This window comes from Xenorhabdus taiwanensis (assembly GCF_036512875.1).
GTDB classification, from domain to species: domain Bacteria; phylum Pseudomonadota; class Gammaproteobacteria; order Enterobacterales; family Enterobacteriaceae; genus Xenorhabdus; species Xenorhabdus taiwanensis.
Window position 1 is genome coordinate 896,338 of record NZ_AP028978.1, and the last position, 15,507, is coordinate 911,844.

Consider the following 15,507-nt stretch of genomic DNA (forward strand, 5'->3'; position numbering starts at 1 on the left):
TAAACCTGAAATGAACTATAAGTATTTACTATCAATGAATACAAGCAAAAGTTTTTGCTATTTAAATGTAAATGGTATGCCTGCAATGAATAATCGCAAGGCTCATAATGGAATTCAATCCAGTGGCTTAAATGCAACCGCTTTTTTAGAAAATGGCTCCAATAACATGGAATTGTTGTTTAGTGATCTCGCATCAGAAAGATCAAATAAATTTGATCCTGAGGCTCAATGTGAAGCAACATTAAAAAAAAGTATCTGCTGCAGGAGATAGTGAAATAATCAGCCATATAAAACTGACTGTCAATAAAGAGGGCAATACTTTAACATCAGGATCAGTTAGTCAATCCGAATTTGAATTCAAAGGTATGGCAACAAAACCAGAAGATGAAGGTTTTTACAGAGCACTAAAATCATTTAATATTAAAGGGTTACCAGACTGGATGTGGACCAAAGCACGCCCAGTAACAGAAAATGATCTCCCTGCAATTAAAAATTTCTATCAGGATATTATCAATACACTTGCACATAAGGATCTAGATAAATTATGGAAAATGAGTAAACCTGCATGGGATGAATGGGCGATGGCTGAAGATAGTAATCCTAGAATATTTTTTAATTCAATGAATTTTGAAAAACTAACCGATGAAAAGACATATGCAATCAGAATTTCTCCTAAATGGCAGGATTTTCAATTAGTCAAATACAAGGAAGGGAGATTATTTCGGTTAGAAACAGGAGTTTTTGGGCGATCACCTATAATAATGGATAGAATAAATACAGATAGAGTAGCAACTTACAGCCCATATTTATCCATTATTGATGGAAAAGTTGTTATTGCCAGATAATAAGTAAATTATTATAACCAAGGTTGAAAATAGGTATTTTCAACCTTGGTTATTTAGTTATGGCTTTAGCCAGTTTAAGTCGCGTTAGCGTCTTAAACATAAAACCACCCGCTTTGCGGGTGGAGTTCAAAGGTTATACCAAGAAAAACACCTTTCCGTTACGATATAGATGTTCAAGCTAATACTCGTAACTCAAATAAGGAAAGGTGTTTATGGGCATTAAAGCACAAAGCTCAGCGCATACAAAGTGGCTGTGTAAATACCATATCGTCTTTTCGCCGAAATATAGACGGAAAGTGATTTTTAATAATATTCGTTCAAGTGTGGGAGAGATCCTCAGAGACCTTTGTAAGTATAAAGGTGTGGAAATAATCGAAGGTCATCTCATGCCAGATCATGTTCATATGTTGGTGAGTATTCCACCAAAGCTAAGCGTTTCAAGCTTTATGGGATATTTGAAGGGTAAAAGTTCGTTGATGATCTTTGATAGACACGCCAATTTAAAATATAAATTTGGCAACAGAAAGTTTTGGGCGGAAGGGTTCTATGTCAGTACGGTAGGGCTAAATGAAGCGACAATTCAAAAGTATATCAGAGAGCAAGAAAAGTCGGATTTAATCTCGGATAAATTGAGTAGTAAAGAGCATGTAGACCCCTTCAAGGGGTAGGCCAAAGCAGCAAAGACACTTAGCTTGAACGAAGAGAAAGCAGCGTCATTTAGGCGCAGTCGGTAACAAGCCCTTATAGGGCAAGAGCAAACCACCCGTTATACGGGTGGTTATGATTTAATGGAACCAACAATATAGCTATCGCCTATCATTTTATGACGTATAAAAATATGATAACCCATTTAGATTCGGATGATAAGGCTGTTGGGAGTTTAAAAAAGACGAAAATTTAGCATTAAAGCCGAGTTTAATATCCTCGGAAGGGTACGTTACGGCATTATTTATGGCTATGTTAATGCAGCTGCTACGGCAGAGGCTAAAGCGATTATTGGGTTTGCCCCAAATTCTAAAAATGAAAAAATTTTGGATTTGGTATATTACCATGATGGTATAAAAGCAATGGTAAATGTAGACTTGGCTTTTGGTATAAGTAAGAAAGGCAATGAAAATGATGAACAGAGAGACAAAGGAATAAACACAAATGCTGAAAAAGAATGGGTATTCCAAAAACCACTGTCTAAAGAAGAGTCGACGTATCGAATTTCGTTGGGTTAGTGTTCTATTGTTGGCATGTACTTTATCAAATAATGCATTAGGAAAATCTAAAATGGACTATAAATACTTACTCTCAATGAATACAAGTAAAAGTTTTTGTTATTTAAGCGTAAATGGCATGCCTGCTATAGATAATCGCGGTGCTGGTACGCATGGTGTTCAATCCAGCGGTCTAAATGCAACCGCTTTTCTGGAAAATGGCACTAATACCATAGAATTACTTTTTAAGGATAGAACATCTGAAAAATCAAATAAATTTGATCCCAACGCCAAGTGTGAAACCACATTAAAGAAAGTATTCGCTGTCGGTGATGAGGAAATAGTCAGTCATATCAAATTGACTGTCGATAAGGAGGGCAATACCCCAACATCAGAGTCACTCAATCAAATAGGAAGAACAGGATCAGAGTTTGAATTCACGGGGATGGCAACTGCCCTAGTGATGAAGGCTTTTACAAGGCAAGAAAATCATTTAACCTGAATGGATTACCCGACTGGATGTGGACTAAAGCACGTCCGGTAACAGAAAATGACCTCCCTGAAATTAAAAATTTCTATCAAGAAATAATCAATATTCTTGCACATAAGGATTTAGATAAATTATGGAAAATGAGTAAACCTGCATGGGAAGAATGGGCTATAGCAGACAATAGGGTCTGTTGATGTTTTAAGGTCATAATTCATTCAGCCCACATGGGCAACCAGACAATGATAAACGCCAGAGCCAACATACTGGCGTAATTCCGTTCAAGCTTATCGTATCTTGTTGCTATTGCACGAAAATGTTTAACCCTAGCGAACGCATTCTCCACCAAATGACGATAACGATATAAACATTTATCAATCTGTTTATCCGATTTGCGGTTATTTTTTCGGTAGGGAATAATCGGCGTTGCTCCTTGTTGTTCAATATGATTTCTGAAAGCCTGACTGTCGTACCCTTTGTCAGCTATCACAAAGTCCGAAGGGGGCGATTGTTCGACTAAACTTTCAGCATGAACAATGTCATGCACTTGTCCCCCGGACAATTCAAAATGAACAGGCAAGCCATAACTATCGACGGCCAAATGGATTTTAGTTGAACGTCCACCACAACTTTTGCCAATCGCCTCATCATCATTTGAAGCCGCTCCGGCACTGTGTTGATGAGCACGGACGATACTCCCATCAATAAACAACCATTCCCTATCAGCAAACCCAGATAACCACTTGAAAATGAGCTGTAAAACCCCTTTCTTTGACCACGCATTGAAACGTTGAAAGACGCTATTCCATTGGCCAAATTCTGGCGGTAAATCGCGCCAGGGAACGCGCGTTCTCATTCGGTAAAGAATGCCTTCAACGGTCAAACGGTGTTCAGGTTTGTGATAAATCCAACCCGCATGTTGCATTAACGCAGATAGCTTATTCCATTGGAGATCTGTTAACATAGTTCGCGGCATGATGGTGAGGTCTGGTTGTTTTTTGGCGAAAGTAATTATACCAAATCATCATGCTGTCTAATAATCCCTCACAAAACATCAACACGCCCTAGTAACGCTAAAATATTCTTTGATTCAATGAATTTTGAAGAGCTGACTGATAGCAAAATATATACCCTCAGAATGTTCCCTAAATGGCAAGACTTCAGGTTAGTCAAGTATAAGGGGGCAGGGCACGAGCATACTTTTTTAGCGTCTCTTGAATGAAGGCAAATGACATGATCTAATGAGACTTATTTTCCTTCTCATTGCTGACCTATGACTCTAATTGAACACTTATCCGTTGTGAAAGAAACCCGCTCTGATATTAATCGTCAATACGATTTGGTTGATATTATTTTCCTCGTTGTCAGTGCCATTATGGCGGGAGCTGAAGGCTGGCAAGACATTGAGACTTATGGGCAAGCCAAAATTAAGTGGTTAAGGGAATACCGTACCTTTCCCCATGGGAGCCCCTGCCGGCATACCATTGTGAGAATACTGCGGGCTATCGAGCTGGATTCTTTACTGGAAGCTTTACTGAACTGGGTTAATGAACAGCGTGAGCTGGGCGGTAAACCTATCATCGCCTTTGACGGAAAAGTCCTGAGACGGGCCTACCGGAACGAGAAGAAAAATGCTGTCCAACTGGTCACTGCCTATGACCCCGAACGGGGATTAGTGTTGAGCCAGAAAGCTACAACCACAAAAAACGGGGAAATCCGGGTTGTCCGTCAAATGCTGGATATCCTGAATCTCAAAGGCAGTATTGTGACGCTTGATGCCCGGCATTGTCAGCGTGAAACACTGGAAAAAATCAGGGAAAAGAAAGCGCATGTCGTTGTCCAGGTCAAGAAAAATCAGCCTAAGTTATGGGCGGCTGTCCAGTCACAATTTCAGTCGGTGTTTGATGCAGGTAAAGAACAGATTGTCACCGAGGTTAAGCAAGAAGCACATGGCCGTCGGGAAGAGTGCTATGTTTTCCAGCTCAAACCCCGATTTTCCCCGGAAATGGCAGAAACATGGCCAACCATTCGCAGTATCATTGCGGTTGAACGGCACCGGTCAGAAAACGGTAAAGGCACGTTAGATACGTCCTACTATATCAGCTCACTGTCTCCTCGGCACAAGTCATTAGGGCACTACATTCGCCAGCACTGGCGGATTGAGAATAGCCAGCATTATATCCTTGATGTGGTTTTTAAAGAGGATGATTCACGTATTGTTCTGGACGGAGCCATTGAAAATTTGGCGTTATTCCGGCGTATCGTATTGAATATGGTCAAACAATGTGACTGTGGTGCTCCCAGCCAACGAAATAAACTCAAAAAAGCCGGCTGGAGCGATGATTATCGTGCACAAGTGTTCTTTGGATAGATATCAATCAAAGTATGCTCGTGCCCTGTGGCTATTCAAACCCGCAACCCCTGCGGGTTTATGCCAATCCTATTGACCTATCTAATCACACTTTATAATAATACCTTTTAATAACAATAAATCATGTAATTAGGTGCACAATTCACAGTTTAGGCAATTTTGGTCAACGGATTAGTGAGAGTTGTTTATGGTATGCATTTTTTATATTCCGCAGGAGTCGCCGCCACCAATTTTTTGAAGTTTCTATGAAAGTGGCTTTGGTCATAAAAACCTAACTCAGTTGCTACAGAGGCTATATTCATTCCCTGCTTCAAAAGTACTTTTGCTTCATTAATGCGCATTGCGATTTGCATAGCATGTGGAGTAATACCATATGCCTTTCGAAATGCGTGAATAATATGATATTCACTTAATTGAGAGTGAACAGCAATATCTTTTACCGATATATTGCTTCGAAAATTTTCACAAATATATTCATACGCCTTAAATACATTATTTTTTGGTACAACTTTATCTAAAAGTATGGAGTTGGACTGTGAAAACAAATTGGTAAAAAAAGATATGCTCTTTTCTTCCGTTTTCATTCTGTCTTTATCAAGAATAATTGTGTTGGCTAATTCTTGAAATTGTATATAAAGTTCTGGAGAGTCGGTGTGATTAATTGAGAATGGAATAAAATTCGTTATTCTTTCACCTACAACCATCGATTGCACATAACTTAACCATTTGGGACATACATACAGCATTTTGTAGCTCCAATTTGTATCTGGTATTGGATTGCATGAATGAACCTCTAGTGGGTTGATTATGACAAGAGAACCTTTTTGTATTCTACGTTCAGTATTACTATTGAAGTAATCACTATAACCACAATCTACAGCTCCAATGGAAAATTCTTCATGAGTGTGTTTCCCGTAACAGGCTTTCGAGTTTTTAGAAGAGCGCAGCTCAATGGGGACTGCGCTTGAACGATAGAATTTTTGTTTGGTCATCTCATTAAAGACTCTAACCTGACATAAAAAAAGTATATACGACCGTAATTGCTAATAATAGCCCCATTGTGAGATTGAAAAGCTGATAATGTTTAGGTATGTCCAAAACTGTCCTAATCGTTATTCCTAAAACAGCCCATGCTGAAATTGATGCGTAACAGACAATAAAAAAAATCGCGCAAAAAAATAGTAGTGTATTAATTTCTGTATCGTGACTACTAAAAACGGATATGCCAGCTAAAGATACAATCCATGCTTTCGGGTTAAGCCATTGGCACATTATTCCTTGTATAAGGGATGGAGCACTGGTTTCTCGTTCACCATCATCACCGATCATTGGGTTTTGCGTAGCAACTTTATATGCCAAGTATAATAAGAAACCACCTCCTATATAGGTAAGCATTTCGGTTAGATATGGCACCTCATTTATAACTTGAGCTAATCCAAAGCCTAGTAAAAATAGAATCGATACAAAACCAATTGTAGCACCGGTTATATGTGGGATGGTTCGAATATATCCGCAATTGGCTCCGGTAACTGTCGCTATTATGTTTACAGGTCCTGGCGATATAGAAGTTACAAGGGCAAAAACCGCCATTGCAATTAATTGAGACATAAGCTTCTACCTCCTAAAAATCAGTTACTTCTCCAGAGCTATTAATAAAGCGATGTTCTTGCAAATCAACAATGCGGTATCGTTTTGCCTTGATTTTTCCCTCCTTGCAATAACCAGCTTTGCTTTCCCAAAATCCTTGTGCGAACTCATCAGTAAAGTACAATTCAGATAAGCACTTAACCCCTTTGTACCGATATAGAGAAAAGTCGACTAGACGGATAGGGTAACCTTCTTCTAGAGATAGGGGGTCACCGTCCACCGCCCAAATAATCATTGCTCTATTTTCTAATGCATTACTAAGGGATATTGTAGAGTCATACACTCCCTTACTTGTACCTAAACTTATCTGCTTCAAATTATATGAAAAATATTTTTCTTGGCTTATCCCTAGATATTTTAATAGGTCTTTTAGTAAGACTCCTGTCCAGTTTCTTCTGATACTCCAATTGCAAACACATACAACCCGACGGCTTTCCGTTATTGGTGCAATGTTTTTAAGGTCTTCGAATGCGACAAGAATTGGCGTTGATTCATGAGGTAAAAATATCTTGAGCGCCCATTCTTTCATATCAATAGAATCATATGATTCAGGTGGCCCTTCTTGGTAGTACCGTAAAGAAGAAGGTTTCTTATCAATATATGGAGTACTCATATTTTCCTTTCTTATGTATCTATTATAGAGATTTGACACAGCGTAAACCTACGATGTTGTCTCGTACTGTTGGAGGGTAGTTATCTCTGCATGTACAGCGCATATAATCTTCATCATGAAGCCCTGAACCACCCCGAACTATATGATCGTCAGTAGGGATACTAAGATAAACGGGATCAATATGAGTTTTATCCCAACTGTAATCTTGGAAATAATTATCTATACACCATTCAGCGAGATTACCTGCCATATCAATACAACCAAATGGGGAGCGATTCTGTGGATGTGCATCCCAATCCGTGGATTTTCGATTGAGCTCAGTTGGCTCACAGTCTGGGGCATAGTTTGCAATTTTAATAGATGGCTCGCTATTTCCCCATGGATAGAGTCGATTATCGTTTCCCTTCGCAGCAAACTCCCACTGAGCTTCAGTTGGTAATTCCTTACCTACAAATGTTGCGTATGCGACAGCTTCATACCAACTAATGCCGGTTACTGGCTGCTTTGGTTGGTTCCAATTGGAATCATACCAATATAAAGGTTCTGAAATGTCATTATCTTGGATAAACTGAAAACCTTCTTCTGACCAATATTCCTTACTTCTATAGCACCCCTGCTCAATGAATACTGCAAACTCAGCGTTAGTCACAGGGTGAACATCAATGAAAAAATCACTAAGGGTAACTACGTGCACAGGCTGCTCATCAGGGCTCAACTCTGAACCGCGTAGATAAGGAGAGCCTGTCACTAAAACCATATCAATTAAGTTGTTCATCGTATTAACTTCATATTTCCAGTTTGTTTAATGATGGCTTTTTTGTCGCCGTACACAGCTATGCCTAAATATTCGATGCTGTCCTCACTGACAGCCCCTAACCTACTTGAGTAATCCTCATAACTCTTAGTGCTTTTTGCCACGTCCGAGAAGTCAATTATCGTAGCGTGTGATTGTAATTGAGAACGAATTGCCTTTATCTCGCTTGCCGTTGCCGCAAGAATTGGGATTGGGATACGCGTGATTCCAAAATGTTCCCCTCCATCACGGTTCTTAATATTATCACCTACGAGCTCAGGATGAGCCTTGCCAAGGCTAAGGGCTAGCACTGCTGCTGTGTTTGCAATGATCCCAAGAGGAAGATCTTTATCGATTACCAATACACACTTTTTGTCATTCATTATGCAACTTTCCTTTTATGAATTTGGTTGTTAGAAAATACCCCCCATGTCATTTCAATATGTAGAGGGTGAGATATTGCTGTAAGTCCATAATGTTTAATTGCATCAGCATTTGCTAAGCAACAATCAACTTCGCCGTTTACAACTAGTCTCGCTCCATTGCTTGTAGAGTTCGTAATCTCTATTTTTAAATGAGCATCAGATATTCCAAAAATTTTGTCCTCAGCCGATTCAATTAGGCTCTCTAAACGAGAGAGAGGTGCGTGATGCGTAGCTATTTTTATGGTTTGTTGCTCAGCTATCTTTTTCTCCAAAGCGAGGGAGGTTTTACAACCAAGATAATAAGCGGGAGGTGAATAGAAAAACGATCCAAGTAGAAGGGTATTTTTGTTCATGTAAAAGTTATCTACTCGTTGATACGCATTAGCAACCAGAAAAATGCATGACTCATTCTTTTCCACATACTCAGAGGCGAGTTCAAAAGTATCAAAAAGAAGTATGTCTAATGGACCTCCAATTAAGTTGGTCAGATATTTTGCTGCTGATTGACTGCTTGTTCCCTCAGGTCCAAGAGTCGCAATTGAAGTAATTTTTGGGGGATTCCTAATCCAAAAGTTATCAGTATTAAATATCATCTCTCAATTCGCTTAAATTAAATTTACATTAACGATATTCCTGCCTAAATGTTAAATATTGCACAAAATTGTTGTTTATAGAATTGCGTAAAATAAGAGTGTGGGAAAGGGTAACTGTATGAATGATCAAGTATTATTCAGATGACAATGAGGTATGACGATGAAATTGAAACTCACTGGAGAGCGTGTGCGTTTTCGGGTCATGTATTAAATGGTTAGTTGTGGTAGGCTTCCCGATTTTTAGTGATAAAGGTAAAGCATGGCTAAAGTTGACGTCTATTGTCGTTATTGTCACACATCAGAACAGGTCAAAGGGCATGGAAAAGGAAATGGCGGACATCAGCGTTATCGCTGTTATGCCTGCTGCAAGGTTTTTCAGTTGGAATACACCGACCAAGCCTGCAAACCCGGCGTTAAAGCGCAGATTTTCGACATAGCGATGAATAACGGAGGAATTCGTGACACCGCCCGGATCCTGAAAGTCGCCACAGCCACTGTCATGAAAACGTTAAAAACCTCACGCCCCAAAACGTAACGACGTTGTCCCTTACTGGAAATGCCCGAAGAGGATCATCTTACGGGAAAGACGTTCACCCACCGCATTTCTCCTGTTATTTATCGAATGTGCCTGCATATTTAACCACCTCAGGCAGCAGTGGTTTTCACTGTACCCCTACAGTGAGAAATCGGTTAGAATAAAACCCCCCATTACAATGAGAATAAAATTTAATCTATGGATAGAAATTTGCGGAAAAAGGTTGCCGACTGTTTTCGTGGAAAGAAAAAGAATAAGGGTAATGTTTGGGCAAAATGGGGCTATATTCCGGTAATTTTGTTTTATCCTACTTCACTCAAATTGTGGTTCCGTGAACACGCTCCTGACTTTTTGCCGGAATTTGTAGTTGATGTTGTTTCCGCAATCGTTATTGCTCTTGCCGTCATTTATATCCCACTGCTATTAATTGGTTATCTGAGAAAACCAAGAAAGTGAGTATCACCCCCCCCCCTCGCAGTCACCCCGCCCGACTCCAGTCTACGGCGGGACTTGGTTTTGGTTGAATTGTCAGCTTCATATTCAGTCCACTTTCTATCCCAGAACGCCATTTGCTCCACTAAACGACGTGATTTGGCGTTATCTTTGTGAGCCAGCTTCACGAATGGGTACTTTCTCCGGTTTACATAACTAACGGGTCTGGTTGTATTGACCACAATTGACTCCGCATTAGCTTTTGATTTGCTGACCACAGATCACTCAGTGAATGATCTGTGGTCAGTTGCCACACTTTCGCAGTGGCCTCGCTCATGCCCTTTGACCTGTTCTGATTGGTGGCAATAACGACAATAGACGTTAACTTTAGCCATGCTTTACCTTTATCACTAAAAATCGAGAAGCCAACCACAACTAACCATTTAATATATGACCGTTTTCAGGGAATAGAGCCCGTCTCAAGTTTTTTCTTTAATTAGAAACCATCTGTTGCTCCCATTATCAGGAGAAATTCAAGTTACAAGGGTTAAACGAGTTATAATAGCTTAGTTATTGATTATTTTAATTATAACTTAGGAAGATTTTATTAAATTGTTCAATAGCAGTTTTCTGTCTATCGAAATTTATAAAATATAAAGATTGCCATTTTTGTGTTTGGAGGGCTTGTTTTGATGTAGGGAATACCCATGCAGGATAAACTCGAATAGCTCTTTTACCAGCTTTAGTTTGACTTGAGAAAACACCTTGTTTTATCAGTATATGTGAGTCAAACAGAAAAATGCCTTTTTGATGCTGAGAAAAAGTCGCTATTAGACAAAAATCAATTTTATCACTTTTTTCAAAAGGAATTATTTCTGAATCTGGAGTCGGCCTTTTCCAAAGAGTAACAAATTGTCCTTGTTTATTAGGTGTTGTTTTAGCTTGACGAAAAACTATCGATTTACCATCCAGTTGAAACCGCATGGCACTATAATCACGGCTTTCTGTTTCGAGATAGGGAATGGACGTTAATGGGAATGCAGAAGGGAGTAGGAGATACTCTTTTATTTCGATAAAGGTATTAGGTAGATTATTTATATTTTGTTTTAATGATGACAATTTGCATTTCCTCTTTCTTGATTCTAATTATCATTTTATTGTCAATGCAATAAACTCCCTGTCCCAAAGGACAGGGAACAATATATTGGAGAAAATCAACGCCCTTAATTAAGGTAAAGCGTCAGAGCCATACCAGGTTTTATCTCTTTGATTTTTATGTTTCTATTCCAACTAATCAAATCATTAAGATTTACACCATGACGTTTAGCGATACTGAAAAATGAATCACCTTTGCGCACTTGATAAGTGACGGGGCCACTACTATCGATTTTCAGCACTTGACCGATTTTGAGTCTATCAGCCGTTTTTAAGCTGTTTAGTCTTTGCAACTCTCGGTGAGTCGTGTTGAAGCGTTTTGCGATCGCGGACAATGTATCTCCGGCACGAACGGTATAGTGGCCTTGTTGCTGTAATTTGTAGGTATTGTGTTTAACCGCTAATCGGATGTCGTTCAAGACATTTTTATCTGCTAAGGATGTCTTAAATTGATTAACGTTCTTTCTTGGTAGCATGATGTAATGCGGCCCATAAGGAGACGTCATACCTTGCTTATAACCTGGGTTATATGCCCTGATTGATGTTAACGATAACCCCGATAATTCAGCCGCTTGTGACAACATGATCTGTTGCCCTACTTCAACCTTTGTCAGAGCGTGTTGGTTGTTAGGCTTGGGAAGTTTGAAACCAAACTGTTCGTTATGGCGAATGATATTACTCAGCGCCAATATCTTGGGAACATAGTGCATTGTTTCCCGTGGTAGTGACAACGACCAGAAATCTGTTGGTTTCCCTTGTGCTTTATTGTCTCTGATTGCACGTATAACCCGGCCTTCGCCACTGTTGTAAGCGGCAATGGTTAAAAGCCAATCCCCATTGAATCGTGTGTTGAGATATTCAAGCATATCAAGAGCGACGGTTGTTGATGCCGCAATGTCACGACGGGCATCGTACCATTTATCCTGTTTCAGGCCATAATGACGGCCAGTACTTGGGATAATCTGCCATAATCCTGCCGCCTTGGCGTAGGAAGTAGCATGGGGGTCAAAGGCACTTTCCACTATGGGCAGTAATACCAGCTCCATTGGCATATGTCGATTATCAAGCTGTTCAACTATCCAATAAATGTACGGCTCTGCACGCAATATTACATTTTGGATATGGCCCTTGTGTTTCAAATAGTAACTTTGTTGTTCGCTCACCCTGTTATTATCAGGAGCTTCCATCTTCAACTCATCGCGAATATGTCCCCACAAATCTTGTTGGGCTGTCGGACTTACCTTCCAGTTTGCAGGATCATCTGATTCTGCAATACCGTTTGCTTTCTGATTCGTTGAAGACATCTTCTGTGCTTGTTGCTGGGAAGGAGCCTTTGTTTGCAGGCTCGATTGGCACCCAGCAAGAAGAACAGAGGTAAACAAGATTGTTTTTGTCTTCATGTTCTTTTCTGATGCTTGCCTAAAAGGTGAGCAATGATACTGGCCTATTACGTAGAAGACAACCCAATAAAATTAAAATCGATCTTTATAAGCCCTTAATTGCTGAAAAGTAGCAGAAAGTGGTATTGAATTAGGTTTGATACCGATATTTTTTTGTAAATCAATATCGTGACAATTTAAGAAAACATTGATTTTTTTCTCTGTTTGTAAATCTGTTGGGACTGTTGCCTGGTTATTTTCACGTAATTTAAGAATTTCTTGATAATAATCGTGAATAATCTGATTGTCAGGTAATACTGCTTTTGCAAATTTCATATTTGCCGCCGTGTATTCGTGAGCGCAGCAGATCAATGTATCATCGGGTAATGATGAAATTTTCCCCAAAGAGGAAAACATTTGTTCGGCTGTACCTTCAAATAGTCGTCCACAACCGCCAGAAAACAGCGTATCTCCACAAAACAGATAGGGAGCCTGATAGAATGCAATGTGGCCAAGTGTATGTCCTGGTAGTGCTATGACCCGGAAAGAAAACTTTCCTATTTCAACGGTATTATTTTCATGGACGATATGAGTTGTTCCTTTGTTTTGTGTCTCTTCAGGGCCATATACAGGTAATTCGGGATATTGCTTGAGTAGTCCGGGAACCCCGCCAACGTGATCATAATGGTGGTGCGTCAGTAGTATCGCAGCGGGAGTAAGTTGATTTGCTGCTAAAATATCAATGACAGGCTGTGATTCAGCAGGATCGATAATGGTACAATGCTTGTTTTCATCACAAAGTAACCAAATGTAGTTATCTGAAAGGGCCGGTATCCTGATAAGCTCCATTATATGCCTCATTTTCATAGTAGGTTTATAAGTAGGTTGAAAGGAAGATGACATGCGATCAGCACGTTCAATTAAGCAAATAACTCCCCCTGCTTCTTGGGCCGAGTTACCGTGGGGAGAATATTACCGTGTCGCCCTGGAACGTCAATTGAAACCGTGGTGGCCCAAAATCTTTGGTTTTCATTTAGTGAAAATCGGTAACTTAAGTGCCGAAATTGATACTCGTTCCTGTTTGGTCAGCCATCAAGTCAATATAGGGTTACAAGGACAAAGTATGAATGTCATTACTGATCCCAATTATCTCCCTTTTGCAACTAAATCTGTTGATGCCTGTTTGTTGGCGCATATGTTGACTTATAGTATTGATCCACATTGGCTTTTGAGAGAAGTCGACAGGATCATGATAGACGATGGTTGGTTGGTTATCAGTGGTTTTAATCCAATGAGTATATTAGGTTTCAGGAAAATGCTTGCCCCAATATATCGTCGGCAAGCTTGCCGAACCCAAATGTTTACAATACTGCGCCAATTGGATTGGCTGCGTCTTCTTAATTATGAAGTTATCCATCATGCTAACTTCCATGTTTTACCATGGCAAAGCGGAAAGCGTCTTGATAACTCCTGTATGTCAATATTTGGTTGTCTGAACGTGATTATTGCCCGCAAACGGACAATACCGTTGACATTAAACCCCATGCGGGCAACATTGATGAAACCAAGATTCAGTAATGCGCTGGGGGCGGCGAAAAATATTCACCGACGCTATGAGTTGATGGGTTAATTTTCGCTTTCGATATAGCCATCATCCGTTTGAGTCGGGTTATTAGCGGCCGTGCGAGCCAGCTCGTCACACCGTTCATTTTCCTGATGTCCGGCGTGGCCTTTGACCCAACGCCAATCAATGTCATGCAGCAAGATAGCTTTATCGAGCCGCTGCCAGAGATCGACATTGACGACGGGAGATTTATCCGCTTTTTTCCAGCCGCGTTTTTTCCAGTTATGTATCCATTGTGTTATCCCTTGACGTACATACTGGCTGTCCGTCGTCAGGATCACAGTACAGGGACGTTTTAGAGCTTCCAATCCGATTATGGCTGCCATTAATTCCATACGGTTATTGGTTGTGCGAAAATAACCGCCACTCAAGGTTTTTTCTTGTTGTTGGTAGCGGAGTAAAACGCCATATCCGCCAGGACCAGGATTACCAAGGCAAGAACCATCGGTGAAAATTTCTACCTGTTTGTTCATTTTTGGTAGACTCTTCCTATATTGTCTTTAATCAAAAATCTAAGTCTGACACAAAAAAACATTATGAGCACTGCTATTACCCGCCAAATAGTCCTCGATACCGAAACAACTGGTATGAACAAGTTAGGTGTTCACTATGAGGGACACAATATCATTGAAATTGGAGCCGTGGAGGTTATCAATCGTCGTCTGACAGGACGCCATTTTCATATTTATGTCAAACCAGAACGTTTAGTTGATCCTGAAGCGTTTGAAGTTCATGGGATTAGTGATGAATTTTTGCAGGATAAACCGAAATTTGCTGATATCGCTGATGAATTTATTGAATTTATCCGTGGTGCTGAGTTGATTATTCATAACGCAACGTTTGATATCGGCTTTATGGATTATGAATTCAGTAAATTGAATCGAGATATTCCACCCACTGCTGAGTTTTGTACCATTACAGATAGTTTGGTATTGGCGAGGAAACTTTTCCCCGGCAAACGTAATAATCTCGATGCGTTATGTGACCGTTACCATATCGATAACTCAAAACGTACTCTTCACGGGGCGTTGCTCGATGCCGAGATTCTGGCAGATGTTTATCTGTCAATGACAGGTGGTCAGACATCATTGGCTTTTTCGATGGAAGGAGAAACGTCAGGTAATACGCAAGTGGCAGAAATCCAGAAAATTACTCGCCCACAGGCGGGACTGAAAATTGTTTATGCTTCCGATGAAGAATTAATTCAGCATGAATCTCGTTTGGATTTGGTGGAAAAGAAAGGAGGAAGCTGTCTTTGGCGTATAAAATCTGGACAGACACATTGAGAAACAGCAGCAAAATGGCGGTAAATGCATAATTGAGGCGAAAAATTGTGCAAGCGAACTGTTTTGTTATAAAAAGCGATTGACGGATTTTATCGTAACCCGTATCATCCACCCCGTTCT

The 15,507-nt window shown here is 40.0% G+C and carries 20 protein-coding genes and 1 pseudogene; 10 read left to right on the forward strand and 11 right to left on the reverse strand.

Annotation, left to right across the window (positions count from 1 at the left end):
• The first annotated feature begins 10 nt into the window (after positions 1–10).
• The 5 genes from ACE1SE_RS03910 (at position 11) to ACE1SE_RS03930 (ending at position 2,731) form a co-directional block, all read left to right on the forward strand.
• Complete coding sequence (locus ACE1SE_RS03910) at positions 11–271, forward strand: hypothetical protein (RefSeq protein ID WP_374052733.1); 261 nt, start codon at positions 11–13, stop codon at positions 269–271.
• A 94-nt stretch (positions 272–365) separates the two neighbouring features.
• A complete protein-coding gene (locus tag ACE1SE_RS03915) occupies positions 366–845 on the forward strand; it encodes a hypothetical protein (protein WP_374052734.1) in 480 nt (159 codons plus the stop codon).
• Positions 846–1,057: 212 nt separating this feature from the next.
• A complete protein-coding gene (gene tnpA / locus ACE1SE_RS03920) occupies positions 1,058–1,513 on the forward strand; it encodes an IS200/IS605 family transposase (protein ID WP_099118097.1) in 456 nt (151 codons plus the stop codon).
• 481 nt (positions 1,514–1,994) lie between these two features.
• On the forward strand, positions 1,995–2,549 hold the full coding sequence (locus ACE1SE_RS03925) for a hypothetical protein (protein WP_374052735.1): 555 nt from the start codon (positions 1,995–1,997) through the stop codon (positions 2,547–2,549).
• A gap of 17 nt (positions 2,550–2,566) precedes the next feature.
• On the forward strand, positions 2,567–2,731 hold the full coding sequence (locus ACE1SE_RS03930; RefSeq protein WP_374052736.1) for a hypothetical protein: 165 nt from the start codon (positions 2,567–2,569) through the stop codon (positions 2,729–2,731).
• Positions 2,732–2,748: 17 nt separating this feature from the next.
• Here the strand turns inward: ACE1SE_RS03930 and ACE1SE_RS03935 are convergent, their stop codons facing one another.
• A complete protein-coding gene (locus tag ACE1SE_RS03935) occupies positions 2,749–3,510 on the reverse strand; it encodes an IS5 family transposase (protein WP_374052737.1) in 762 nt (253 codons plus the stop codon).
• Between the two features lie 297 nt (positions 3,511–3,807).
• Between ACE1SE_RS03935 and ACE1SE_RS03940 the strand changes: the two genes are divergently transcribed.
• Positions 3,808–4,905 carry an ISAs1 family transposase gene (locus ACE1SE_RS03940; protein ID WP_374052738.1) on the forward strand — a complete coding sequence of 366 codons (1,098 nt, stop codon included), beginning with the start codon at positions 3,808–3,810 and terminating at the stop codon, positions 4,903–4,905.
• A gap of 185 nt (positions 4,906–5,090) precedes the next feature.
• On the opposite strand, the gene ACE1SE_RS03945 is transcribed toward ACE1SE_RS03940, so the two are convergent.
• From ACE1SE_RS03945 to ACE1SE_RS03970, 6 genes are read right to left on the reverse strand one after another with little or no spacing between them, the layout of a single operon-like run.
• Positions 5,091–5,897, reverse strand: coding sequence for an AraC family transcriptional regulator (locus ACE1SE_RS03945; protein ID WP_374052739.1), 807 nt, complete (start codon positions 5,895–5,897; stop codon positions 5,091–5,093).
• 13 nt (positions 5,898–5,910) lie between these two features.
• Positions 5,911–6,513 (reverse strand): LysE family translocator, encoded by a 603-nt coding sequence (locus ACE1SE_RS03950; protein ID WP_374052740.1) that lies wholly within the window; start codon positions 6,511–6,513, stop codon positions 5,911–5,913.
• 13 nt (positions 6,514–6,526) lie between these two features.
• Positions 6,527–7,165, reverse strand: coding sequence for a molybdopterin-dependent oxidoreductase (locus tag ACE1SE_RS03955; RefSeq protein ID WP_374052741.1), 639 nt, complete (start codon positions 7,163–7,165; stop codon positions 6,527–6,529).
• Positions 7,166–7,187: 22 nt separating this feature from the next.
• Positions 7,188–7,940: a formylglycine-generating enzyme family protein gene (locus tag ACE1SE_RS03960; RefSeq protein WP_374052742.1), complete on the reverse strand. Its 753-nt coding sequence runs from the start codon at positions 7,938–7,940 to the stop codon at positions 7,188–7,190.
• Positions 7,937–8,341: a PTH2-like family protein gene (locus ACE1SE_RS03965; protein ID WP_374052743.1), complete on the reverse strand. Its 405-nt coding sequence runs from the start codon at positions 8,339–8,341 to the stop codon at positions 7,937–7,939. Before ACE1SE_RS03965 ends, ACE1SE_RS03960 begins: the two co-directional genes overlap by 4 nt.
• The gene (locus ACE1SE_RS03970) at positions 8,341–8,976 is read right to left on the reverse strand and encodes a hypothetical protein (protein WP_374052744.1); all 636 of its coding nucleotides are present in this window, start codon (positions 8,974–8,976) and stop codon (positions 8,341–8,343) included. Before ACE1SE_RS03970 ends, ACE1SE_RS03965 begins: the two co-directional genes overlap by 1 nt.
• A gap of 259 nt (positions 8,977–9,235) precedes the next feature.
• On the opposite strand from ACE1SE_RS03970, the pseudogene ACE1SE_RS03975 reads away from it, so the two are divergent.
• Positions 9,236–9,525: pseudogene (locus tag ACE1SE_RS03975) on the forward strand (IS1-like element transposase); the annotation flags it as partial.
• Positions 9,526–9,709: 184 nt separating this feature from the next.
• Positions 9,710–9,967: a hypothetical protein gene (locus ACE1SE_RS03980; RefSeq protein ID WP_374052745.1), complete on the forward strand. Its 258-nt coding sequence runs from the start codon at positions 9,710–9,712 to the stop codon at positions 9,965–9,967.
• Positions 9,968–10,525: 558 nt separating this feature from the next.
• Here ACE1SE_RS03980 and ACE1SE_RS03985 read toward each other — a convergent pair.
• The 3 genes from ACE1SE_RS03985 to gloB form a co-directional block, all read right to left on the reverse strand.
• Positions 10,526–11,062: a MepB family protein gene (locus ACE1SE_RS03985; protein ID WP_374052746.1), complete on the reverse strand. Its 537-nt coding sequence runs from the start codon at positions 11,060–11,062 to the stop codon at positions 10,526–10,528.
• A 104-nt stretch (positions 11,063–11,166) separates the two neighbouring features.
• Complete coding sequence (mltD, locus tag ACE1SE_RS03990) at positions 11,167–12,498, reverse strand: murein transglycosylase D (protein WP_374052747.1); 1,332 nt, start codon at positions 12,496–12,498, stop codon at positions 11,167–11,169.
• A 72-nt stretch (positions 12,499–12,570) separates the two neighbouring features.
• Positions 12,571–13,326, reverse strand: coding sequence for a hydroxyacylglutathione hydrolase (gene gloB / locus ACE1SE_RS03995; protein WP_374052748.1), 756 nt, complete (start codon positions 13,324–13,326; stop codon positions 12,571–12,573).
• Between the two features lie 52 nt (positions 13,327–13,378).
• Here gloB and ACE1SE_RS04000 point away from each other — a divergent pair, with 52 nt between their 5' ends.
• Positions 13,379–14,107 carry a class I SAM-dependent methyltransferase gene (locus ACE1SE_RS04000; protein WP_374052749.1) on the forward strand — a complete coding sequence of 243 codons (729 nt, stop codon included), beginning with the start codon at positions 13,379–13,381 and terminating at the stop codon, positions 14,105–14,107.
• Here ACE1SE_RS04000 and rnhA read toward each other — a convergent pair.
• On the reverse strand, positions 14,104–14,574 hold the full coding sequence (gene rnhA, locus ACE1SE_RS04005; protein WP_508171979.1) for a ribonuclease HI: 471 nt from the start codon (positions 14,572–14,574) through the stop codon (positions 14,104–14,106). The two genes, ACE1SE_RS04000 and rnhA, sit on opposite strands and share 4 nt — an antisense overlap.
• Before the next feature lie 63 nt (positions 14,575–14,637).
• Here rnhA and dnaQ point away from each other — a divergent pair, with 63 nt between their 5' ends.
• Positions 14,638–15,387 carry a DNA polymerase III subunit epsilon gene (gene dnaQ, locus ACE1SE_RS04010; RefSeq protein ID WP_374052750.1) on the forward strand — a complete coding sequence of 250 codons (750 nt, stop codon included), beginning with the start codon at positions 14,638–14,640 and terminating at the stop codon, positions 15,385–15,387.
• The last annotated feature ends 120 nt before the right edge of the window (positions 15,388–15,507 follow it).